Origin of the sequence: Prevotella sp. P6B1 (assembly GCF_000702825.1) — a bacterium.
Classification (GTDB): Bacteria; Bacteroidota; Bacteroidia; order Bacteroidales; family Bacteroidaceae; genus Prevotella.
The window spans coordinates 19,662-44,972 of record NZ_JNKF01000018.1 but is presented as its reverse complement, the minus strand read 5'-3'; the positions used below and the strand labels follow the sequence as shown (position 1 = coordinate 44,972).

General features: G+C 48.3%; 15 protein-coding genes. 6 read left to right on the top strand and 9 right to left on the bottom strand.

The genetic code is table 11. The annotated features are described in order from the left end of the window. Nucleotides 1-33: 33 nt before the first annotated feature. From T495_RS0114700 to T495_RS0114680, 5 genes are all read left to right on the top strand, one after another. Nucleotides 34-1,773 (top strand): RagB/SusD family nutrient uptake outer membrane protein, encoded by a 1,740-nt coding sequence (locus T495_RS0114700; RefSeq protein ID WP_197020408.1) that lies wholly within the window; start codon nt 34-36, stop codon nt 1,771-1,773. A gap of 19 nt (nt 1,774-1,792) precedes the next feature. Further along, nucleotides 1,793-3,160 carry a glycan-binding surface protein gene (locus T495_RS0114695; RefSeq protein ID WP_033149232.1) on the top strand — a complete coding sequence of 456 codons (1,368 nt, stop codon included), beginning with the start codon at nt 1,793-1,795 and terminating at the stop codon, nt 3,158-3,160. Between the two features lie 13 nt (nt 3,161-3,173). Then, entirely contained in the window at nt 3,174-4,985 is a 1,812-nt protein-coding gene (locus T495_RS0114690) for a hypothetical protein (RefSeq protein ID WP_155993742.1), read from the top strand. Between the two features lie 85 nt (nt 4,986-5,070). Further along, entirely contained in the window at nt 5,071-5,466 is a 396-nt protein-coding gene (locus tag T495_RS0114685) for a hypothetical protein (RefSeq protein ID WP_033149230.1), read from the top strand. Further along, nucleotides 5,463-6,740 (top strand): glycosyl hydrolase, encoded by a 1,278-nt coding sequence (locus T495_RS0114680; protein WP_081832156.1) that lies wholly within the window; start codon nt 5,463-5,465, stop codon nt 6,738-6,740. The genes T495_RS0114685 and T495_RS0114680 overlap by 4 nt, the downstream gene beginning before the upstream one ends. A gap of 56 nt (nt 6,741-6,796) precedes the next feature. Here T495_RS0114680 and T495_RS15425 read toward each other — a convergent pair whose 3' ends face one another. The 8 genes from T495_RS15425 to T495_RS0114645 all read right to left on the bottom strand — a co-directional run bounded on the left by T495_RS15425 (nt 6,797) and on the right by T495_RS0114645 (nt 20,518). Continuing rightward, nucleotides 6,797-8,485 carry a glycoside hydrolase family 5 protein gene (locus T495_RS15425; protein WP_155993739.1) on the bottom strand — a complete coding sequence of 563 codons (1,689 nt, stop codon included), beginning with the start codon at nt 8,483-8,485 and terminating at the stop codon, nt 6,797-6,799. A 123-nt stretch (nt 8,486-8,608) separates the two neighbouring features. Further along, the gene (locus tag T495_RS0114670; protein ID WP_033149229.1) at nt 8,609-9,649 is read right to left on the bottom strand and encodes an NAD-dependent epimerase/dehydratase family protein; all 1,041 of its coding nucleotides are present in this window, start codon (nt 9,647-9,649) and stop codon (nt 8,609-8,611) included. Between the two features lie 12 nt (nt 9,650-9,661). Further along, on the bottom strand, nt 9,662-9,835 hold the full coding sequence (locus T495_RS16085; protein WP_197020409.1) for a hypothetical protein: 174 nt from the start codon (nt 9,833-9,835) through the stop codon (nt 9,662-9,664). 984 nt (nt 9,836-10,819) lie between these two features. Continuing rightward, nucleotides 10,820-12,400 (bottom strand): alpha-amylase family glycosyl hydrolase, encoded by a 1,581-nt coding sequence (locus tag T495_RS0114665; protein ID WP_033149228.1) that lies wholly within the window; start codon nt 12,398-12,400, stop codon nt 10,820-10,822. A 141-nt stretch (nt 12,401-12,541) separates the two neighbouring features. Continuing rightward, a complete protein-coding gene (locus tag T495_RS0114660; protein WP_051652099.1) occupies nt 12,542-13,651 on the bottom strand; it encodes a starch-binding protein in 1,110 nt (369 codons plus the stop codon). 34 nt (nt 13,652-13,685) lie between these two features. Beyond that, the gene (locus T495_RS0114655) at nt 13,686-15,500 is read right to left on the bottom strand and encodes a RagB/SusD family nutrient uptake outer membrane protein (RefSeq protein ID WP_033149227.1); all 1,815 of its coding nucleotides are present in this window, start codon (nt 15,498-15,500) and stop codon (nt 13,686-13,688) included. Nucleotides 15,501-15,519: 19 nt separating this feature from the next. Further along, the gene (locus tag T495_RS0114650) at nt 15,520-18,468 is read right to left on the bottom strand and encodes a SusC/RagA family TonB-linked outer membrane protein (RefSeq protein WP_033149226.1); all 2,949 of its coding nucleotides are present in this window, start codon (nt 18,466-18,468) and stop codon (nt 15,520-15,522) included. Between the two features lie 58 nt (nt 18,469-18,526). Next, a complete protein-coding gene (locus tag T495_RS0114645; RefSeq protein ID WP_033149225.1) occupies nt 18,527-20,518 on the bottom strand; it encodes a glycoside hydrolase family 97 protein in 1,992 nt (663 codons plus the stop codon). A 239-nt stretch (nt 20,519-20,757) separates the two neighbouring features. On the opposite strand from T495_RS0114645, the gene T495_RS0114640 reads away from it, so the two are divergent. Beyond that, nucleotides 20,758-22,395: a DUF6377 domain-containing protein gene (locus tag T495_RS0114640; RefSeq protein WP_197020407.1), complete on the top strand. Its 1,638-nt coding sequence runs from the start codon at nt 20,758-20,760 to the stop codon at nt 22,393-22,395. A gap of 7 nt (nt 22,396-22,402) precedes the next feature. On the opposite strand, the gene T495_RS0114635 is transcribed toward T495_RS0114640, so the two are convergent. Beyond that, on the bottom strand, nt 22,403-25,273 hold the full coding sequence (locus T495_RS0114635; RefSeq protein ID WP_231495128.1) for a TonB-dependent receptor: 2,871 nt from the start codon (nt 25,271-25,273) through the stop codon (nt 22,403-22,405). Nucleotides 25,274-25,311 lie beyond the last annotated feature (38 nt).

Genomic DNA, 25,311 nt, shown 5'->3' with positions numbered 1-25,311 from the left:
GGGTATTAGGTAAAATAGTAAAAACAAAAGATTATGAATATCAAGAATTTAAAATATGTAGCAGCAGCCATGCTTTTGGGAGTGAGCATGACCTCTTGTGACGACTTCCTGGACAGGCCTGTGGAAGACAACTACAACACAGAGAACTACTACACCGACGACAACTCATGTATAGCGGGTGTAAACTACCTGTACAACTCTCCATGGTATGACTTCCAGCGCGGTTTCATCAAGATCGGTGAAGTCATGTCGGGTAACATGTATTGGGGCAGTTCTCCTTATATGAACTTCTCGGTAAATGGTACCGATCAGGACTTGGTAAACATGTCATACTCTCTCTGGGCAGAGATAGGACACTGTAATACTGTCTACAACTCTATCAAGGGGGCTTCTGCCTCTGAGAGTGTAAAGAACCAGTGCATGGGTGAATGTCTGGCATGGAAGGCTATGGCCTACTTCTTCCTTGTACGTTCATTTGGCGATGTTCCCATCGTACACGATAACTCTGTGAACCTTGCTGCCGGTGACTACAATTCACTGCACAAGGTACAGAAAGCAGATGTTTACGAATACATCATGATGACCCTTGAAAAGGCAATGGAACTGTTGCCTAAGACCAAGAGTACTACAGGTCGTATTGACTACTACTGTGCAGAAGGTCTGTATGCAAAGGTTGCCCTGACAGCTGCAGGCGTTTCTGGCTCACTCGACAACAGCCTGTTGCAAAAAGCCTCTACCGCTTCGCTCGATGTGATTAACAACTCTGGTCGCAAACTGTTGGAGAACTATTCTGACATTTTCCGTGGCTCAAATAATGCAAGCGACGAGAGTCTATTTGCATGGCGCTGGACTGTAGGTTCTAAGTGGACCAGTCAGAACACCCTGCAAAGCGACTTGATGCCTGAAGGCTTCGACGAGTTTGGTGACTGTTGGGGCGGCTGGGGTGGCCCATCTGCCGACCTGCAGGATGCTTTCGGCTACGATGTAACCGAGAATCCCAAGAACCGTCTTGACGTAGATGCTCGCCGTAAGGCAACCATGATGGGGCCTGGCGATGTTTATGACTACTTCTGGCGTGACAAGGACCTGGGCAATGGTAAGAAAGGATTTGATGTTCTGAAGTTCTATTTCGATAAGGAATACAATCCTGCTGCCACCAGCAGCTTCCAGGGTCCATGCGGTGTCCAGAACGTAAAGCATGCTTATGGTGACAATGCCGATCATGAAGCAGAATGTGGTATTTCTGCTGCCCGAATGGCATACGCCCTAGCCACTCACATTCTTCGCCTTGCTGATGTTTATCTGGTACATGCCGAAGCAGAAGTACTGCAGGGTAAGACCACCAGCGCCACCGCTCTTGCTGCCTATAATGCTGTTCGTAGCCGTTCGGTACCATCATCTGTAGACAAGACACAGCTCAGCTTTGATGATGTTTGGAAGGAGCGCCGTTTGGAACTTGCAGGCGAGGGGGATCGCTGGTACGACTTCGTGCGCCGTTCATACTACGATGTAAATGCTTGTATCGCCGAACTTTCCAGCCAGCGCCGCAATGCCATTTTTAATTGTAGCGAGGTGTATAAGAAATACTTCGAAAGTGATGGTGCAACATGGGATCCAACAGAAATATCGTATGATGAGTCGACACCGATTCCCAATGTAACAGCCAACAGCTTCAATCTTCCCTATCCTACAGAGGATGTAGCCTTGAACCCGAACCTTGGCAGCAATGCAGAGGCTATCCATGTAGATGTGAGAACAGAATATACATATTAATCTATAAATGAGACTAACAATGAAAACAAAGAAAATATTCAAAGGTCTGAGTCTTGCTTTGGTAGCCTTTACCGCTTTGGCCGCCACTTCATGCAAGGACGAGCCTGATGCCTACAAGATTCAGGGGGGTAAGCCCAGTATCAGCTTCATCCGCCCCGTTAGCGTCAGTGCCAAGGACTCTATCATAAGTGCCGCTTCAATGCAGTCAACCATCTGTATCGTCGGTGAGAACCTGCGTAGTGTCACAGGTCTGCTTTTCAACGACCAGCAAGCTGTACTGAACACCAGTTATATGACAGACAACACACTGATTGTGACTGTGCCTAACGAGATTCCTAATACAGTGACAGATAAGATCTACTTTGCTACAAGGGATAAAGATACCGTAACCTACGACTTCCACGTGATTATCCCTGCGCCAGTAGTATCTTCCATGTCAAACGAATGGGCTGAGGCTGGTGAAGAGGTAACCATCATAGGTGACTACTTCCTGGACTATCCCGACTCCCCTGTAACGGTGAACTTTGGCGATAAATACACCCTTGCCCGTTCTGCCATAAAGAGCATCAGCAAGACCAAGATTGTCTTCACCATGCCTGCAGACGCTCCAGAGGAGAAAATCAGCGTAACATCTATCTATGGTACAACTGCTGGCGGATTCAAGTATAAGGACACTCGCGGTATGCTGTTCGACTTCGATACACCATGTAGCACAGGTACTGTACTGAGCAACAACGGATGGCACAACCGCGACATTCTCAACGACGAAACCTCACTGAAGGGCAACTATCTCGTACTGGGCGGTGCTGCCATGGCTGATGATGGTGGTTGGGACGATAGTAACTTCTCCTTCGAATACTGGTGCGGTGATTGGGAAGAGCCACAGGCTTATTCACAGCATCCACGTATCTTCGATGTGGCCGACTTTACCGACTTTGCCAACAAGAGTTTGAAGTTCGAGCTGAACATTCCTGAGTCCAACGCATGGTCAGCAGCTCCAATACAGATTTACTTCGGTTCTGTTGAGCAGGTATCACTGCCTGCCGGTCCTGATATCTACGGACATACTTGTGCTGGCGCCAACAACAACTTCTTCCACGAGCAGGGCAAGCTGAGTCGCGCACTCTATATGCCATGGAAGGACAAAGACGACCTGCTCTTCCATACCGGAGGAAAGTGGATTACTGTTACAATCCCCATCTCTGACTTTATCTATGACTGGGATGGTAATAAGATGAACAGCACCTACATGACCGAAGCTGACTTTGCAAACTTCAATATGTTCGTAGTGAGGGGTGGCTATAACAATAAGAGTGTGCTGCCTACTGGTGTAGCATGCACCCCGCTTATCAAGATTGATAACATCCGTATAGTTCCTAACAAATAATTATTAGAGTATTATGAATAATATATATAGATATTTCACATTGTCGATGGTAGCCCTCCTCGGGCTATCACTGACAGGGTGCTCTGAGGACAATCTGGACACAAACCCATATAACAAATCGGGGGTTAACCTCGTGGCCTTTGGTCCATCACCAATCCTCCGCACCCATGAGATTCGTATCACAGGTACCAACCTGAATAATGTAACCAGCGTGGTATTCCCAGGCGAAGGTGCAGTTGTTGCGAAGGCCAACTTTAACAAAGGAGACAATAAGGATATCTACTTGAACGTACCCGACGAGTCAGTTCCTGGTAAAATCCGTCTGCTGGTTGGCACAGATACTGTTGCCACCTCCATATCACCTATCACATTCGAGGAGCCTATTGAGATTACATCCGTATCTCCTACAACTGGATTGAATGCCGGTGACGAAGTAACGGTGAAGGGCGACTATGTATACAACATCTATCAAGCCATCTTCACCAATGGTGTGACTGGTGCGCCTGTTGAGGCCGAGAACTTCACCTACGTTTCTCGTAGCGAAGTCCGCTTCCGAGTACCTCTGGCAGCCGAGAGCGGTGTCATTACCTTCAACGATGGTGCCAATTGGGAATACGAGTATCCCACAGCATTGGAGATTCTGCCAGCCACATATACAGGCATCAGTACTACGACACCTGATTTCGGTCAGGAAATCAAGATTACAGGAACCAACCTGCACACTGTTGAGAGCATTATGTTCCCAGGCGGTGTCACCAGCGAGTTTACCGTATCTGATGACCATAACACCATCACGACAACTGTTCCTGCTGTGACAAAGTCGGGTGCTGTCACACTGGTGCTCTACTCAGGTGCATCACTCACAACTGACGAACTGACATTACCTACAGTAACAGTTACATCTTTCTCGAAGGTCAAGGACATCAAGGAGGATGATGTGATTACCATCACAGGTTATAACTTTGATCGCATCGAGAGCATCACCCTTCCGGGTTATGGTATTCTGGCTGATGATGAGTATACACTCACCAACACCATGATTACCTTCACTGTGCCCGAGGGCATGACCGATGGTAAGATTGTGATTGTACAGAACAGCTTCATCACCATCGAGCAGAGCGTGATGATGTACAGCGAGGCTCCTGAGACCACTATCTGGGCTAATGGATTCGAATGCACAGGTTGGAGCGGTAATCAGGATCTGGCTTGGGGCGGATATGATTGGAGCACCGTTCAGGCTGGTACCCAGCTTAAGTTCTACTACAATAAGGTTACTGCCGGTTCATGGGGATGTATCAGTCTGCGCCATGGCAACAGCTGGGGTGCTCTGCCCGATCCAATTCCTGGACAGTATGACCTGAATGACGACGAAGGTGTATTAACCGTTACGCTCACACAAGGTGTCATCGACGACCTTGTTGCTAATGGCGGTCTGGTTATTACTGGTGATAACTTCTATCTGCAGAAGGTTACCATTCCTGTTGCAGAGACCACACTCTGGGCTAACGAGTTCGTATGCTCGGGTTGGGGAGGAAACCAGGATCTGGCATGGGGCGGCTATGATTGGAGCACTATTGCTGGTGGTAGTACACTCTGTTTCAAGTACAAGAAGATTACCGCCGGCTCATGGGCCTGCATCAGCCTGCGCCATGGTGATAGTTGGGGAGCACTGCCTTCACCTATCGAAGGACAGTATGACCTCGATTCCGATGAGGGTGTACTCGAGGTGAAGTTCCCCCAGAATGTTATTGATGATCTTGTTGCCAATGGTGGTTTGGTTATCACAGGAGATAACTTCATCCTCACCAAGGTTTCGGCCAAGTAATATACTCTGATACAGAGAGGGTGTGTACATGTTGTTCACACCCTCTCTTCCTTATTTTTAAAGGACATATTTTAATACACAGATTATGAAGAAAACTCTACTACTATTCATCACACTGCTGGGCATGGCAACGGTGCAGGCTGAGGATTATAAGTATCTGACGATTGTTGGCATAGATGGAACAAAGACCTCTCTGACAGCAGTCGGCCTCTCAATCAGTTTTTCAGATACGCAACTGACAGCTAAGAATGCATATACCGACGAGACCGCAACGATAGCACTGACCAACCTTGCATCGATGAATTTCTCTAATACCGATGAGACCACTGGCATCCGTACCATCCAAGTTGGCGAAACAAATGGAAAAAGTGATGCCATCTATAACCTTCAAGGTGAGCAGTTGCCAGCCAACGCAACACTCCCCAAAGGTATCTATATCATCAAGAAAGGAAACGAAACGCAAAAAGTGATAGTAAAATGATAAAAGCATCCCTACAGAGACTGATTACAGTGCTTCTCACAATGCACTTTACACTATATATTGCCGCCCAAACCATCACAGTGATTGATGCAGAAGGCACACCCAAGCAGATCAAGGCTTCAGAGGCAGGTACGATGACTTACTCGCAAAGCGATGGCACACTCACCATCGCAGGTCAGGTTTATCAGGTAGACAGCATCGCCGTGGATGAAGAGAATGACAACATCGCCCTCAGCCCTGTTGCAGGCACAACAGATGCAGCAAAGCGCCTGTATCGCTATTTTCGTAACAACTACGGCAAGAGCATTATCTCGAGCGTGATGGCCGATGTGGCATGGAACCACACCATAGCAGATAACATCAAGAAGAATCTTACTGGCAAGTGGCCGGCCATGAACTGCTACGACTTTATCCACATCCAAGTACCGGATGGTAACGGATGGATTAACTATAGCGACATCACTCCAGTAACCGAGTGGACAGAAAAGGGTGGTATCGTGCAGCTGATGTGGCACTTCAATGTGCCCAAAAGCGAAACTACCACAGTGGGGACAGATGGTAGTGGCGTAACGTGCTCACCAAGTGAGACAACCTTTAAGGCTTCTAATGCGTTGATTGACGGCACATGGGAGCATCATTATTTCTACGCGCAGATGGACCGTGTGATTGCAGTCATGCTGAAACTGCAGGAGGCTGGTATCGCTGCCACCTGGCGTCCCTTTCACGAGGCAGCTGGTAACTCTACAGCCAAACAGCAAGCCGACTGGACCAAAGCCTGGTTCTGGTGGGGCAACGAAGGCTCCGACACATTCAAGAAGCTCTGGATAGCCATGTTCGATTACTTCAAACAGAAGGGAGTGAACAATCTCATCTGGATATGGACTACACAGAACTACAACGGTAATGCCGAGAGCTATCATCAGGACACCAATTGGTATCCCGGTGATGGTTATTGCGACATGGTGGCACGCGACCTTTATGGCTATACTGCAGCCCAGAATGCACAGGAGTTTACCGAAATCCAGACAACATATCCCAATAAGATGGTTGTGTTAGGCGAATGTGGCTGGGACAGCAGTAATAAGACAGGTAAGCCTCAGGGCGACATCGTAGAATGCTGGAATGCCGGTGCCAAGTGGGGGCACTTCATGGTATGGTATGATGGCAGTGCCGGAAACACATCGCGCACAATGGTGAGTGACAACTGGTGGAAGTCGGCCATGAAGAAAGCCAATGCCGATATCGTTATCACACGTAGTCAGGTAAAATACTAAAAAGGTTGAAGTTCTAAAAGTTAAATCCCTCCTCTTTGGATAGAGGAGGGATTTCTTTATTTCTTGACGAACTTCTTGCCGTTACGGATATAAACACCTTTGGTTGGGGCAGAGAGCCGGCGGCCATTCAAATCATACAACAAACCGTTGTTCTGCTTCTCATCCACCAAATTACTGACTATCCCCGAGGTTGAATCTACTGTTATATCACTTATCGTACAGCCCCAGAAAACGCTTGGATCACTGGGCACAGTAGCACCCGTTTTTTTCTTCAACAACACACTCTTTATCCTTGCGCTACCACTCGACTTCAAACATTGCAAAGTAATCGCAGTCACAGTACCTAAATCAGCTGTTATTGAATAAGTAGTCGTAGCAGACGATATCGTCTTCAAAGATGTCTGACCATTACCATGATATACTTTCAACTGCAACAGTCCAGAGGCAGGCGCCTCGTCTAAATCCAACATAAGTCGGATATAGTCATTAGATGTGATGGAGCCTTTAAATAAATACAGTTCAGAATAGGCCTGGTTGAAATCGACAGTGCACGAGATACTACCAAAATCACTACGTTCTGGAAGAGAGGGAGTATATTCACTACCATAATAGGCTTGGAGCAGCGTCTTGGCCAAGTCAGCCTGACTGAAGGCAGGAAAGAATCGAGACAAACCATCAGTGAGTCCCATCCAATAGAATGTTCCTATATTATTCTCCTTACACTTCTGCACAAAATATGTTGCAAACTCGAATAGTTTCTCTCTACGTACGTCATAATCAGTCTCGCCAGTCTTATCGACATTCGACGTTCCCCACTCGCCAATAATAACAGGGGCTCCTTTAGAAACCAATTTTTCCTTCAACAGACTGATCATCCCATCAACATCAGCCTTAACCGAAGCAATAGTACCACTCTCAATGTTGGGATAGGCATGAACCTCAAATATGATGTGGTTGCTTGTACTCTCGGGATTGTTTAACTTTGTCAAAGGATCTTTAAGGTGCGAATCCCATGACCCATAACCGTTAGCTGCGCAATAGGTGGTTATAACCAGATTACGCTGGGCATTGTTACCACCTGTAGCTCTTACAGCCGACACAAAGCTATCAGCATAACTATTGATGGCATCATAGGCCGTAGATGTCTTGGCATAGTTCCAACTGTTATTAGCATCCAACATCTCATTATAGCCTTCGAACAAGAGTGTCTGATCATACTCTTTGAACTCCTCTGCAATCTGAGTCCATAGTTTCTCATAACGAGACTTGTTAGCAGTATAATTATCCGCATCGGCTTTTATCCACGACTTAAACCTATCACCATCAGCACCTGTATCGTGGTGAACATTCAGAATGCAGTACATGCCCTGATTGACGACGTAATCTACCACCTCTTTGACACGAGCCATCCACGCAGCATCCACATTCCCATCCTTATCCATATGGTTATACCATGTAACGGGCACCCGGATTGCGCCAAAACCGGCATCTTTCAACATCTTTAAGAGTTCCGGCTTAGTGACATATTGCCCCCAACAGGTTTCTGAACTTAAATCCTGCTGTCCCCAATAGTTGTCATTTGTCACATCAGTTATAGTCTGGCTGTTGACCTCAAGAGTGTTACCGAGGTTCCAGCCTACCCCCATATTCTGAACTGCTACAGTTGCTGTTTCGAAGTCAGTAGCTTTTGCTGGTATATCCACCATCAAAAGCAAACCAACTACGATAGTTAATAACTTTTTCACACCTTCTTATTTTTACATATCTTATAATGCCGCAAAGATAAGAAAAAAAAAATATAAAATCCGAATTATAACTATGCCTTTTTATGACTTTGCAAAATTAATACAAGTATTTGACAAATAATGCTAACACAAATCGCTTTTTGCTTGTTCCTGGGCGGCGATTACCTTGTCGCACCATGCGTCGAACGCAGGATCCTCCGTCTGCAGTTCGGGATGAGCCAGGATATACGATACGCAGCGGCGCACGCCCTCATCGAAACGGGTGGTGGCCTGGAAACCAGGCACGGCACGCTTCAGCTTGCTGCAGTCGAAGATGACGGTGACACTCTTGTCGCCCAACAGATTACCCGTGAAGTCCCAATCCTTTGGCGATGTGGCAGCTAAGAAATCAGAGGCCACATAGTAGGGACGGAACTCAACACCCAGGGCATTGGCCACACACTGGTATATCTGATTCCACGACAACTGTTCGTCGCTCATAATCTGGAAAGCCTCGCCGATAGCCTTCGGATTGCCTAACAAGCCGATAAAGCCACGGGCAAAATCCTCATTCCAGGTGAGAGTCCAGAGTGATGAGCCATCACCGTTCACAACCACCTGCTTGCCCTCCATCATGCGTTTCAGCACCTGCCACGAGCCTTTAGGGCCATGCACACTGACAGGAACGGCGCGTTCGCAATAAGTATGCGACGGGCGCACAATGGTGATGGGGAACGCCTCTTCGCGATAAGCCTTCAACAGCAGTTCTTCGCAGGCTATCTTATTACGCGAGTACTCCCAATAGGGGTTGGCAAGCGTGGTACCCTCGGTAATGACAGGGCTGGCGGCGGGCTTATTGTAGGCCGAGGCCGACGAGATGTACACATACTGACGGGTGAGCCCACGAAACAGCCGGATGTCGCGCTCCACCTGCGAGGGCAGGAAGCCGATAAACTCGCATACCGCATCGAATAGCGCACCGCCCAGCACCTCCTCTATCTGTTGTCGGAGCTGGACTGATGCCGAGGCATCATTGATGTCGGCAACTATCTGATGTACACCAGCAGGCACCTCCTGTTTGCGGGTGCCGCGATTGAGCAGCCACAGGTCGTGACCTGCAGCTGCCAATTGTCGTGTGATGGCCGAGCTGATGGTGCCCGTACCGCCTATCAGTAATATCTTCATCCTCTTGCCATTTTATAGATTGCCTCCATATCTTCCGCTTTGAGCACCTTCAGACAGCCACAGGTAGCGGTATAGTCGCGACTGCACTTTCGAGCCACCATATTTTTTCACCAAAGCAGCCACCTGCTCTTCACTCTGTTCTCCAAAAACCACCTCAGTCGGTGCATAGTAATTGAAATCTTTCATAAAAAACGTCTATTTTGGTCATTGTACTGGTGCAAATATACAATTATTATCCCAATAACAGTACACTCTTAACAATTGTTTGTAATTACTGTTGTGCAAACGCTTCTCAAAGCCTGTTGAGCCCCGCCTGAAAAGAGTGCCTGAAAACCGTGAGTTAATTCAAACGATGAAATGAACGCGCTCGTTTCATCAATCGAGTTAACTCAGCCAAAATTCGGTCGATTCTGGCACCATGCCAGACAGATTCATCTGACCATAGACCGACATCGCTCCAGATAGCAATAATGGTAGTGATAATTTCTGTTTTATATAAAACAGTCATGGTAAAAATGTTGAATCAAAATCTCCGCAACTGCCTGATATTCAGGAACAAAAGCTTCCTTTTTGAAACTCGTTGAGGTGACGAAGGTGACGTGATTTACAAACTTTTTTTTTATAATAAAAATCTTCCACTTTTTTCTCGCGCGTATAAAGGTTGTGTTTATACGTCACCTTCGTCACCTGCAAAACAGTGTAAATCTCTACGAATCAATAAGTTAAATCATATTATTTAAAAACGTCATTTTTCTAAAAAAGAAAAAAAATGGAGGGTGATGTTGTATCTTTGTACTTCTTAAGGCAAGCGAGCCGCAGATAGGTCAGTTTAGGGTTGTCCAAGCGTCATCTTCCACTCGTTCCGCAGTCATCTTCGCATCGTTCCTCAGTCAGCTTAGAGGGGGAAAGTGACTGGACTACGACCGCAAGTTGACTTGCCTTCGAGCCATAGTTGCGTCATGCACGACCCATAGTTGACCCTGTCGGCGAGCAAGCCTGGACGGCGTGGCGGACGATGCCCTTCTTATCGACAACGATGGTCAGTGGGAAGCCCTCATAGCCAATCCATGCCATCATGTCCTTGGCCTCGACGAGATGCGTCCATGTGAAATGGTGCTTGTCGGTAATACGCTTGGCGGTTTCGGCATCGTGGTAGGTGGCCGAGAAAAACTATCGCACCAGTGTCTTGCGTCTGCCATGGATATAGAGGCCGGGCTTGGTTGGCTTGGACAGAGCACGACCGCTCAGGTCGAACCAATACTGATCATCCTTAGCCTCCGACTGAACGGGGCTAAGGATAGCAGTTGGCGTTATCGTCTGCTCAGGAAAGGTGCCACGCACATACACCCGATAGCCCTTGGCATCGAGCGAGAAGGTATGCGAGGCTGATAACGTGATCTGCTGACGGCTGGTGCCCTGAGCAATGGTCTCACTATCAAGCCAGAGGCTCCAATCGCCGGCAGCAATACCATCGACCGTGGCGGTGACAGCTGTGGTAGCCATATTGAGCACTACCAACACCTGACTGTCGCCCAGTGTACGGGTATAGGCCAGCACGCCTGTATTGCCCGTCACATTCAGCACGGTGGTGACAGGATTGTCGGCAGCCAGTCTGGCATCGCCCAGTGCAGGCACATCATGCTTCAGGGCAAAGAGGGTGCGCAGGGTGTTCAGCATCTTATCGTCTTTTGTGGTCCAGTTTATCTTAGTATCGTTGAAGTAGTCGAGCGCCTGATTGCCACCCGTTTCCTGACCATTATAGATAAGCGGCATACCATAGACGGTATAAGCCAGCACCGTGAGAGGATAGCGGTTGGCGCCGTATTTCTGGGTGAGGGTCTTTTTCTCCTCATTATAGTTCTGGTCGTGGTTGGTGACATAGAGCATACGACCGAACGAGAGGTCAGCCGACTTTTCGAGCAGGGTGTTGATAAATGCCTTGAGGCGCGCCGAGGTTGCACTGGTGCCGTAGTTAGCCAACGACGACTGGAACTGCCAGGCGTAATCGTAGTCGAAGCCAACGGTCTTGAGTCGGGTGGCATCGGAAGCGATATCTGCCTCGCCAAGGAAAGTAAAAGCCGCAGCCTCGCTGCCAACGGCCTGAGCCTTATAGGCCTTTATCATCGGGATGGTGGTCTGCCAGTAGCTGGCAGGAATCTTCGGACTGCTGATATAATCGCAGCGATAGCCATCGATATCAGCCTGATCGATCCAGAACTTCAGACAGTCGTTCATGGCGTTCACCAGATCAGCATTGTCGTAATCGAGCTGCCACACATCGCCATAGTTGTTAGGATGGATCATCTGTCCACCACTCTTGGCATAGTACTCTGGATGTGTGGTCACCCAATCGGCATTGGTAGCCGTGTGGTTGGGCACCCAGTCGAGCCACACTTCCATCTGCAGTTCGTGGGCACTCGCCACGAAAGCCTTGAGATCGGCAATGGTGCCGTAATTGGGATTGATCTGCTGGAAGTTGGTAGCAGCATAGGGACTGTTGATACCTCCACCACGGGGATAAATGGGCATGAGCCACACCACATCGACACCCAACAACTTGAGTTCCTGCAAACGGGCCTGCGCTGCGGCAAACGTACCTTCGGTAGTAAACGAGCCCACATTCATCTCGTAGACAACCCGATGGCCCTCAGGGCGCTTTTCGTTCGAGTTATTGATATTATCAACATAATCGACAGCAAAACCTGTGCTTGCTATCAGAGAGAACACTAACGTCATTAACAATTTCTTCATAACAACCAGATATTTTAAAGGGTAAAAATGGGGCCACCGGTCTTCACAGAGCGGTGCACCCCCTATGAGTCAACTCAAATATCAGTAATACCTTTGTTTATATGATGAAGCAGGTCATTACTGTATAACATATCACATGGATCAGGGTTGGAAAGTGGCGGGATCAATCTCCTCGACACCTGAAGTCGTGATGTGCAGATAGACATCGTGATCGATGGTGTAACCATAATCAGACAACTGGTTGGAACCAGCATTGCTGAAGATAAGGTTCTCGCCAAGACCTGTGTTAGCCTCACCCATATCGAAGTACTTATAGGTAACACCGTTGATGGTCTGCTCGCCAGTAACCGACATGCCAGGCCAATCGCCATTCAGATTGTTGGTGTCGCCCCACATATAAAGGGTCAAGGTGTCCCAGCCAGTCTCGTCGTACACAAACACAGCATAGCCATCGTGTACCACCTTAGGCGCAGCGCCAATTTCCTCGACACCTGATGTCGTGATACGGAGATAGATGTTACGATCGATGGTGAAGTTGAAGTCGGCCAGCTGCTCACCATTACCACCATTATTGAAGATGAGGTTCTCAACCAGACCAGTGTTAGCCTCACCAAGGTCGAAGTACTTCCATGTGACGCCATCGTGATTCCAGGTGCCAGTGACCTGCATACCGGGCCAGTCGCCATTCAGATTGTTGACATCGCCCCACATATAGAGTGTCAATGCATCCCAACCGGTCTGATCGTCGACATACACGCAGAAGCCATCGTGAGCGGGTTCTGGTGCCTCGCCACCACTCCAGTAGTAACTCTCCCAACGCTGTCCCCAGATATTGGTAAAGGTGCCAACACCTGGATTATCAGTATGCACAGCGCCCTCGCCTGCTACAGTGAGTTCCTTACCCTGAGTGGAGGAGTAGAAACAGAAGCCATCGGCCAGCGACTTACCGGCGACGAAGGTACTGGGATCAAGATAGATGCCCCACTTCACATTACTGTCGGGCGCTTTTGTCAACAGATACTGGGGATTGCCAATGGCCTCATCCTCGCCATTGAAGGCACCCGTGATATAGATTTCCTCGCTGGCAGTAGTGCCGAAAGGCGCAATGAACTCCAGCAGGATACGGTCGGCACGCGTTTCAAACTGCTGACGCTCGTGGTCAAACACGATGTCCTCATTGCTTGAGCAACTGCTCATCAGGCCAGAAAAGGCCAGCAGCGCCAGTAACAGACTATATATTTTCTTGTTCATAATTATCAATTGTCAATTATCAATTACAAATTACTTAATAGTTCGGGTTCTGAATCAGGCCCGGATTGACAGAGATGGCCGTCTGAGGCAATGGATACCACTCGTATTTGCGGTCGCGCTTAGCCGGCAGGTCGATACCATCCTCGGTAGCACGGCCCCAGAACCACCACTGGCCCTGTGTGAACTTATCAAAGCGACGCAGATCGGTACGACGGCGGTTGCCCTCGCCCAGATACTCCTTACCCCACTCAGAAAGCATCCAGTCCATATCGAAACTGTCGAAACCTGGACCAGGAACACTCAGTGCGGCAGTACGGTCAGCGCTTTTATAATAACGGGCACGCACGGCATCAACATAGCTCTTAGCCTCGGCGCTGTTACCCTTACGCATCTCGCACTCGGCCACATTATAGTAAGCCTCGGCCAGACGGAACTGCACATCGTCGATACTCTTGAAGCCACCGTTCTCGTCGTTAGGATAGAGCGGATACTTGACCAGACGTACACCAGAGTTGGTCTCGCCCCAACGAGGACTCATCACCGGCTCCAGGTCGCGCCCCTGATTCAAGAAGGTACCCAACTGGTCGACAAATACCAGGTCCTGACCATCGCGGTCGGCATCGGCCTTCAGCACATCGCCTGTACCGAAGTTAGCACGCATAACACCCTTGAGGAACATACCGGGACCGTGGGTCTTGGTAGCAGCATCGTAAGTATAGTTCTGCTTACGGATGTCGCGATCGTCGAAACGCTCGTAGGGAGCACCCAGCTTATCGCCATAGTCTAAGAAGCACTTAGCACCTATAGAACCGCCTGTTGACTGAACTGTACCCGAGTTATCGAACGAAGGAACCAGGCATACGCAGTTCCAGGCACCAATGCCATCGTAGCTCTGTCCGAAGTAGTCGGCATAGCCATACCACATGCCCACCATGGTGCGCACGTTAGAGATGGCATTAGCTGCACCCTGTCCATCCTCAGCAGCCAATGCGAAGATCACCTCAGGACTCTTGACATTATCCATAGAATAGAGGTTACGATAGTTATCGTCAATCGCATAGTCACCATAGACACCATTGATAATCTCCTTGGAAAGTGCCTCACACTCATCAAAATGCTTCTCGCCGATAAACACCTCGGCATTGAGCAGCAGACGCGCCTTGAGCAGACGGTTCATGGCCTGATTGGCACGATTCACCATCGAGTGGTTTGCATCGTCCTTAGCCAAAGCGCTCACAGTCTCATCGAGTTCGGTAGCAATGAAGTCGTAAATCTTCTTGCATGATGTATCCCAATCGGGATCGGCAGAGCCTGGTACCACGCTGCTGGCAGACGTATTCAATGGCAGAGCACCACCCCAGAGCTCGAAGATACAATAATAGTTCCAGGCACGGATGGTGCGGACCTCGGCCACATACTGTGCCAGCTGAGCATCGGTCATGCCAAGTGCTGAGGCGTTCAGACCTTCAAGGTCGCTCAACAAGAGGTTTGCCAGTCCGATAGCCGTCCAGGCGCCATTCCAGGCATTGTTGATAATCGTAGATTCTGATGTCCAGTTGTGCCAAGAGAGTACGGTCTTCATGGCCTCATCCCAGCCCCACAGTCCACCATTCCACACACGCCAGGTAATCTGGTCGGATGGGTATTCTGAGAGATGGAAGAAGTTCTCACCAGCCAAGGTCTGTGAGGTCTGGCCATAGATGGCAGCCACAGCACCCTTTACACTGGCCTCATTCTGGTAATAGACACCGGCGTCGATACGGTCGTACACCTTCTCGTCGAGGTCGGTACATGCCGTAAGCCCCATACCCAGTGCCATCGCTAATATGCTATTCTTTATTGCTTTCATAATAATTATCAGTTTTCAATTAGTGGAAACGAAGTGTAACGCCCAGACTTACCTGAGTGGCCTGTGGATAGGCACTGTTAGAATCGATACCAGGAGTGATACCTGTTGAGGTGACGATAGAAGGATCGTTGCCCTTATAGCCTGTCAATGTGAAGACATTCTTGGCAGTAAGGTAAACACGCAGACTCTCAACCAGTTGACGGTTCTTAGGAGCGTAGGTATAGCCCAAGGTTACATTGTCGAGCTTAACGTAATCGCCCTTCTCGAGGAAGTAGCTGGAGATGATACCACCACTTGAGTTCACATCGGCATAATCGGTATAGGCCGTACGCAGCACATTATCAGTACCAGCACCCTTCAGGCCCATGCCATACTTACGCATATTGAAAATCTCGTAGCCAAGTGCACTGCGGAAGAGCAGACTCAGATCCCATTTCTTATAGGTGAACGAGTTGCTCCACGACAGGAAGTGCTTAGGAGCACCATTGCCGATGGTACGCTTGTAAGAAGGATCGGCCTGAGCGGCAGGCACCTTATTACCATTGTTATCGTAGATGAGCAGCAAGCCGTTCTCATCGATGCCGGCATGCTCATAGCCATAGAACTGACCTATCTTGCCACCCTCCTCCACACGGAAGAAATACTCGCTGGTACCAGGACCGGGCTTCTGATACAAATCGAGATAAGCCATCTGATAGGCATCACTCGAAAGCTTGGTCAGCTTGGTATCACCCATGCTCCAGTTAACACCAGTGGTCCACTTAAAGGCCTTCTTGGCAATCACATCGTAGTCGAGAGCCACCTCGATACCGGTATTCTTTGTGCTACCTACATTCACCAGGATGGTGTTGTAGATGAATGGAGGCTGGGGAGCGGTGTAGTTGTAGAGCAGATCCTGCGAACGACGGTCGAAATACTCTATGCTACCACGCAGACGACTCTTCAATGCCACGAAATCAATACCCACATTGAATGCCGTTGATTTCTCCCAAGCCAGATCGGGGTTAGCATTCAGCGATGGTGCATAACCGTTAATCCACTGATTGTCGATGAGATAAGCGCCACGAGTACTATAGGTAGCGATACTCTGATAGGCATTAAAGTCGGAACGACCTGTCACACCATAGCTCACACGGGGTTTCAAGCTCTGGAAGGTCTGCTGCAAGCTCTGTGCAAACGGTGTATTGACGATTTCCCATGCCAGTGAGGCTGATGGGAAGCTACCCCACTTCTTGTTGGCACCGAACTTAGTGCTACCCTCACGGCGCATAGAGGCCGAGGCATAGATCATATCGTTGAAATTATAATTCACACGTCCGAAGAAACCGATCAGTGTTGATTCGGATGAACCAGCCCAGAGGTTAGCCTTACCATCGCGCAGGTAGCTACCGTTACCAATGCCATGATACGACAGGGCATCGTAGACAAAGCCCATATTCTCGTTACCGCTCTGCTCCCACATACTACGCTCCCATGAATAGCCAAGCACAGCCTTTAGCTGATGGTGCTTGAGGGTCATGGTGTAGTTGATGAGGTACTCCAAGCGGTTGGTCCACCACTTCTGGTAGTTGATGCGGGCACGACCATCATAGCCGTTCCAGTACGACTCACTTGAGGTGGATGGTGTATAGAAGTTCTCCTTCAGATCGTTGTACTGCAGAGCGTAACTCAACGATGTGTTCAGATTGTGCTGCTCCAACTGCAGGATATTCAGCTTTACATCTGCATTACCCAGGAGGTAGATACGATCGCCCTGACTTACGTTCTCCTTCAGGTCGTTCACCGGGTTGTGGATATCTGTAGGAGAGTTGGGCTGATAGTAAGTGCCATCAGGATTCTTTACCGGGATAGTAGGATTCATGGTGAGGGCAGTATCAAACAGACCATCGTTACCCCACTTCTCATGTACCTTACGGGCGGAGAGTGATGAGTTGAACTGCAAACGGTTGTTGAGCACACGCTGCTCGCCAACAAAGCGACCACCGTACTCCTCACGACCGGATACAATATCCAAGCCATTACCTTTCTTATAATTTACCGACAGACCGAAATAGCCGTTCTTGGTGGAAGAATCGACAGAGATATACTGATTCAGACTGTAGCTGACAGGGCGCGTAATCTCGCCCCACCAATCGGTATCAGCACCATAGTCCTGACCACGACGTGAACGACGGAACTCATCGGTAGAGAGAATATCCACACGGGGTTTCTGAATATTGAGAGCAATATAGCTGTCGTAGGTTACGTTGGTGACACCAGCCGAACCCGAACCTTTCTTGGTTGTAACCAGAATCACACCATTAGCACCACGGGTACCATAGATGGCAGCCGAACCAGCATCCTTCAGTACGGTGATTGACTCAACATCCTGCGTAGCTATGTTACGCAGATCGCCACCAGCAATACCATCAATCACAACCAGTGGACCGTTGCTGGCTGTCAACGAACCAGCACCACGCACCTGGATATCGGTCATGGCATTAGGGTTGGCATCGGCAGTAGCAGCCACATTCAGACCAGCCACCTTACCGGCAATCAGCGCCATAGGGTCGCTGGCTGCACCCTGATTGAACTGATCCTTGCTGATCTGTACCACAGAGCTCGAGATCTCTTTCTTAGCCATCGAACCATAACCTACAACGACCACTTCGTTCAACTGAGCCACATCCTCCTTCAGCGTAATCTCCATACCATTCTTGGCAGGCTGCTCCTGAGGATTGTAACCGATGTAGGTGAACACCAACGTTGCGCCGGCCTGACATTTCAGGCTGAACTTTCCGTCGAAGTCTGTCACTGTACCGTTTGATGTTCCTTTGACTACAACCGAGGCGCCAATTACGGCGTCGCCCGTTTCATCCTTCACATGACCATTAATGGTGGTCTGTGCCGAAACATCCAAGGCGAAAAACATTACCGCCAGCAACATGAGCAGGCGATAACAAAGATTTTTCTTTCTTTTCATCTTCATTGGTTTTGTTAAAATTAGAGTTATAGAAAAATAGTTACTGTTTCAGATCATCAACCTTTTAAAGCTTTTCAATCCTAATGGCAACACCACCGCTACGAGCCAGTCGCAGGTGTAAGGTATCGCCTTTAGTCACTGTGATCTGGCGTATCGTCATCTCGTAAGGATGACGTTCAAAGTCGGCCTCAGGACCATCCTCATAGATGACTGCACGATAAGTGGTGGCTTCGTCCAGGAAATCGAGCACGACATCCAGATGGCGCGCCTCCTCGTTAGTGATACTACCGATAAACCACCTGTCGCCGCCACGCTCCTTTCGGGCTATGGTGATATACTTACCAATCTCGCCATTAGGCACCAATGTACGGCTCCAGGTTGTAGGACAACTCTCGATAAAGCTGAGTGCTGGCTGACCTTCGTAATTCTCGATGGCATCGGCCGCCATCTGCAGCGGACTGTAGATGACAACAAACTCGCCCAGCTGCTTGGCCAGCGTAGAGTGCGGATGTGTACCCGGCACAATCTCAGAGAAATTGAAGATGGCGGGGGTAAAATCGGTAGGACCGGCCAATCCACGGGTAAACGGCAACGTAACGGTATGTGATGGCGGATTACCGCCACGACGGTCCCAAGCATTATATTCCTGACCACGAACACCCTCTTGCGTCATCAGGTTGGGCCAGGTGCGCTGAATACCTGTGGGCATAGCAGGCTCGTGGTTATCAATCATGACATGGTGCTTGGCAGCGCATTCTATCACACGACGGTAATGACGGATGCCATACTGCGACTTAGCCAGTTCCTTACCATCAAAATAGCGCCCCACATAGCCTGTCTTCACGGCACGAATGCCCAATCGCTCAAACCAGCTGAAAGCCTGCTCCATCTGGTTCTCCAACAGTGTGGCATTACCCCAGGTCTCTGTATGACCGATAAAGCGCACACCTTTCTGCAAGCCATAGCGAGTTACCTCGTCCATATCAAAATCAGGGTACGACTCCAGATAGCTGATCTTCTCGCCCTGTCCCCAACCTGGATTCCAGCCCTCGGCCAGTACACCACTGAAGCCATGACGGGCAGCAAAGTCCATGTAGCGTTTCACATTCTCGGTTGTAGCACCATGTGTGGGACCCAGCTCCCAGGTATTCTGTTTTTTGTGGATGCTCCACCAGATGCCGATGTAGCGACCTGGCTCTATCCATGACATATCTTTAATTTGCGATGGTTCATTCAGGTTCAGCATCAGGTTCGAGGTCAACAAACCACCAGCAGTCTTACTAATGATCATTGTGCGCCAAGGGCTCTTCATCTCACCCTGTGCATAGACCTTTACACCATTACGCCAAGGGGTGAGGGCCGTAAGCAGACGCACTGCACCGCCATCGCCAAAACGTGGTGTGAGGTTGATACTGGCGTAATCCTCAAGCGCAGCTTCGTGGATGGCCAGAAAAAGATCCTTCTCATACTCTATAGTAAGCGGTGTACAAACAGTATCCTTCTTACTCAGCAGGTCCTTCTTGTATATACCCTCGAAATACTCAGTGTGGTTTGAAGGAATAGACCATGCTTGGGCATCGTGCGACAGAGTCAGCTCTGTCAGTTCATCCATGATCTGATATGCCTGTCCTTTACGACTATCAGGCAGGATATAGCGGAAACCAAAACCATCATTGAAAACACGGAATACCACCAGCATAGGATGTCCTGTCTTCTCACGGAAACTAACAATCAACTCGTTGTAGTGGTTACGAGTAGTTTCGCATTCACCCCATGGCTGCGTCCAAGTCTCATCTTTTGAGGAACGGACCACTTTCCCCATCTTGGCATGGGCTCCCAACTCTCCATCAGCAATCAAATAGCCTAAGTGAGACGGTGCAACAAGCGTCTTGCCTTCGTAGTCAACCATATAAAATGGACGATGGTTCTTCACACCGACGGTGACTATCACAGCACCGTCGGGCGAAGACACCTTAACATTCTCAGCGTTACCTGCTGTAACACCAAACAGTACGAAACCAACTAATATAACAAATCTAACAACTAACTTTTGCATAGTTTTGGAATTTTTGCGGCAAAGGTATGGATAACTATCAACCCTTCCAAGCGCAACTAACAAATATCTAAACCGATAAAAATGCAATACACTCATAATCAAAGATATACATTTTACACGCTTCTTAAAAATCTAAATCAAATCAACCCAAAATCAGCACAAAACAGTCTATTCTATTTGGTTCTTTCAGAATATTTTTATAACTTTGCCCCAGGGTTTTACAAGAACAATACTAACTTATGATAAGACGATTGTTTATTTTAGTCCTAATGGTTTACGCGACAGATATTTCTGCCCAACGGACAAGTAACCAGCAACTCTATCAGACACTCGATAGTCTGATAGCCAACTACGATCAGCTCACCGCAGAGAAAGAACATCGTGTAGCCGACATCAAAGAAGGGGTAAAAGGCATTAACCTCACACCTGAGCAGCAATACGATCTGAACCAACGTCTCTATGATGAATATGTGGCCTATAAGTTCGACTCTGCTTTCTTTTATATAGATAAGAACGTGAAAGCGCTCAGCGGTTCAAAAGACAAAGACCGCTTTGCTTCCAGTGCCGTCCGTATGGCACATATCCTGGCCGTGACAGGCCTCTTTGACCGTGCCCGCAGGTTACTTGACCAAGTGAATCCGGACTCCATCAGTGACCAACAGAAAATAGCCTATTATAACCAACAAAGCGAGCTGAACATCTATCGGACAGAGATGGCACAATTCACACCTTACGTGCATGACTATATACAAAGAGCACAATACTACCGACAGTTGGTGATAAAGATAGCACCTGAGGACAGCTATGACCACATATTCAATCAAGCAACCTACACATGCGAGGAGGGAGATATTGACCAAGCCATCCAGATGCTTGAAGGCTACCTGCCCAAGCTACAGGAAGGCACACGTTCCTATAGCATCGTCACCAGTACACTGGCCTTTTTCTACCAAGCCAAACAGATGTACGAGCAACAGGAGCGATATCTGCTTCTGAGCGCCATCAGCGATGAACGGAGTGCCATCAGGGAAAACAATTCACTACGTTCGTTAGCCGAAATACTGATGGCACGTGGCGATAATGACAATGCTTACCGCTATCTCTATCAAGCCATCAGCGAGGCCCGGTTCTATGGCAGTCGCATTCGTATGATGCAAGTAAGTCACATGGCCCCACAGATATTACAGTTATATGATACAGAACGTGCGCAGACGCAACGACGTACTACGCTCCTTCTCATCGTGATATCCATCATCTCTCTTTTTCTTGTAGGCATCTTCATCTACACCCTTATACTCTATCGAAAGAAGCATGCTGCAGGATTACAGATTATTGAGATGAACAAAATGCTGGCAAAGCACACTGAAGAGATTGAGAGTGTGAACACACAGATGAAAGAGGCCAACCGCATCAAAGAGGAGTATATCGGACGATTCCTTGAACTGAACAGTATGCTCCTTTCAGACACAGAACAACGGTTGAAGCAACTGAACCGACTGGCCAGAGAGCACAAACTGGAAGAACTGTATGCAGAACTAAAAACTATGGAACCTGTGAATAAGGGAATTCGCACGTTCCATAGTCATTTCGATACAGCCTTTCTTAATATCTATCCCCACTTTATCAGCGAGGTCAACAAACTGCTGACTGACAGCAACCAGTTTACCATAGAGAGTAATGCCACGCCAACCAAACGGTTGACGACGGAACTACGCATTCTGGCCCTGATACGACTTGATATCACAGACAATCAGGAGATTGCCGACATTCTCCGATCCAGTATCACGACCATCTACACCTATCGGTCAAAACTCAAATCAAAAGCTATCAATAAAGATTCCTTTGAAGATGACGTCAGGCGGATAGCCACCTACTGATAACGGTCTATCTCCGCCAACCACCACGGTAGCCACCACGGTTATCGCGGCCACCCCACTTCTTATCGTAACGTCCATCGGTGTCAATCTTTCCACCGAACATATTGATACGATAACGCACATGAAGCATGGCATACGAGTTGACGCTGTTATAACGGGTATCGCTGCGACCTGTGGCGTTGACCCAGCGCTCATAGTTGCTCTGCTGGCCTAACAGATCATAGAAATTCAATGCTACAATGAGCGATTTTGACTTCAGAAAAGCCTTAGACACCTGTCCATTCCAAAGAAACTCGTTGGTGTTCATCGACGAGTCGTTATAACCTCGACGACTGCGCTCATGAAAGTTACTGCTGATTTCAAATCCTGACGGCAGTCGAACCAGGAACTGTCCACCATAATTGAATTGCCAGGTATCGAGATTGGCAGTAGGTTGCAGTTCATTACGCGAGTGCTGATAATTGAGCTGACCATCCAGAGAAATCTCTAGCCAGTCATTGCGATAGCCCAGCGAGACTCGCTCGTTCAGATTAGTGGTGCGAGTGGTGTTTTTGGCTGCATCGGCCTTATCCTGAGCCACATAACTCACCAGATTATTATAGCGAACACGCGTATCGGTACCTACATTCCAATGAGCAGTACTGTCGAGCGCAGTATTAAAGGTGACACCAGCATTCACATTCCAGTTGCCATTGATGTTCTCCGGACGGGTTTCGCTACCACCTGTTTCCGGGTTATAGCGGACCATGTTAGAGATGGCATTGCGGACATGACGATAATTAGCATAGACCACGATGCTACGCTTATAGCGGACAATGTAGTTATTATAGTAACCATTAAGCGAGTTGGTGAACTGTGGTTTCAAACCAGGATTACCCTTGGTGATATAGAGTGGATTGGAGTCGTCGGTGATGTCGAGCAGCTGCGTCATCTCTGGCTGACGGGTATCACCACGATAATGTAACCACAGATTACTCTGATCGCTGAACTTATAATGGAAATCGAATGTCGGCGTGAGATTAGTTACCTGACGCACAGTATCTACATAGACACCACGATAGTTCTGAATAAAGTTTGAGTGCTGCGGCTGAACCAGAAAACCGATGTTATAATCATACTTCTCCTCATGGTGACGCAGATTAACACGCATATTGTGAGTATAGTTCTTATACTCTGAATAGCGACTGAGATCACGCTCAAGATAATTATCGAGCGTAGGATAGACGCTATGAAGCCAAGGATCCCAGGTGCGATACTCAGGGGTAACATCCGCAAAGATATTCTGTGGCAAATCACTAAAGTCGTAAGTCAGACGGTCGCTCTTGTTCTGGCTATATCGCAGTTCGTAACTTAACTGCAGATGTGCTCCCTTCCACAGCGGTTCGCTATACGAAGTACGTACCACATAGCCGTAATTGTCGGTCGGTGTGGTATTATAGCGAGCCGTATAATATGTAGAATCATTTCCATATTGATCCTGTTTACGGAAAAGACGGACCTCATTGTCGCTCACATTCTGGCTTTCGCTATTGCCAACACTGCCTTCCAAGCGCAAGATGATATTGCGCCCACGTGAATTCAGTCGACGATACAACTGCATCATAGCCCAGGCGTTTTTGTTCTCGCTATAGGTCAGATTGGCATTCAGATTATGGTTTATCAGATAGGGGCCAAGCGATGAGAGCTGATTCAGAGGATCGGCTACATACAGATAAGGGTCGGCATCGAAAGTTGCTGCTACCGACTGGGTTGTTCCATCGTTGGTTCCATAGCTGCCGTTGGCACGAACAAGGATATTAGTCAGACTATCGGGTTTCCACTCAAAGCGCATATTACCCCACCAGTTGTTGCTACGGGTGTAATTGGCAGTAAGGGTATTTGAAAAGGTACTACCCTCGCTATAGAAATCCTCCTTAGCATTCTCGGTTTGATTATCGCCACCGCGATGGTTCCAGCGGATGCTGGCATCGAATTTCACGGTATCATTATCGAAGTTGAAATTAGAGCCCAACATCTTCCGGGCATTCAGTCCACGGCGATTCCACCAACCTGCATTCTCTTCTTTATTATTGAAATTGCCTAATAAGACAAATCGTACCTTATCAGTGAACATACTTCCCATTCCACGTGAAGCATAGCGGTGCTTGGTTCCACCAGCCAAGTCGAGGTTGGTCATAAAGCCATGGTTCATACCTTTCTTTATTGAGAAGTCTAACACCGTTTCTTTCTCACCGTCTTCGATACCTGTAATACGGGCCTGATCACTCTGCTGGTCATAGAACTTCATGTTCTGAATGATATTAACGGGTATATTCTTCAGAGCCGTCTCTACATCGCCCAACATAAACTCTTTGCCATCAATCAGGATTTTCTTGACCTCCTTGCCATTGATGGTGATATTACCATCCTCATCGACCTCGGCACCGGGGATACGCTTAATCAGCTCCTCGATAGGCGAACCTTCAGGTGTACGATATGCCTCGGGATTATAGACAAGCGTGTCTTTCTTTACAATAACCTGTGCAGCACGACCTGTTATCACGGCCTCTTGCAGCATAATACTCTCAGACTCCATCAACAGATTGCCGATATCCTGATTCTCGTTACGGCGTAAGGTAATCTCTCGTTCGATGGTGAGATATCCCACCGACGATATCCGCAATCTATAGGTGCCATTACGAGGAGCCACAATAAAAAAGTTTCCATGGTCATTACTAACCGTTCCGCCAACAAAAGTACTATCAGAGGCAGTAAAAAGCTGGATGGTAGCCTGCATCATGGGTTCTTTCAATTCTGCATCAAGTAACTGGCCACGTACAGTAAGTTTACGATCCTCTGGTTCAGGCTGTGCCCAAGCAGAGAGGAAAAACTGGATCATTAAAAATATAAAAAATAGTTTTTTGTATTGCATATTGT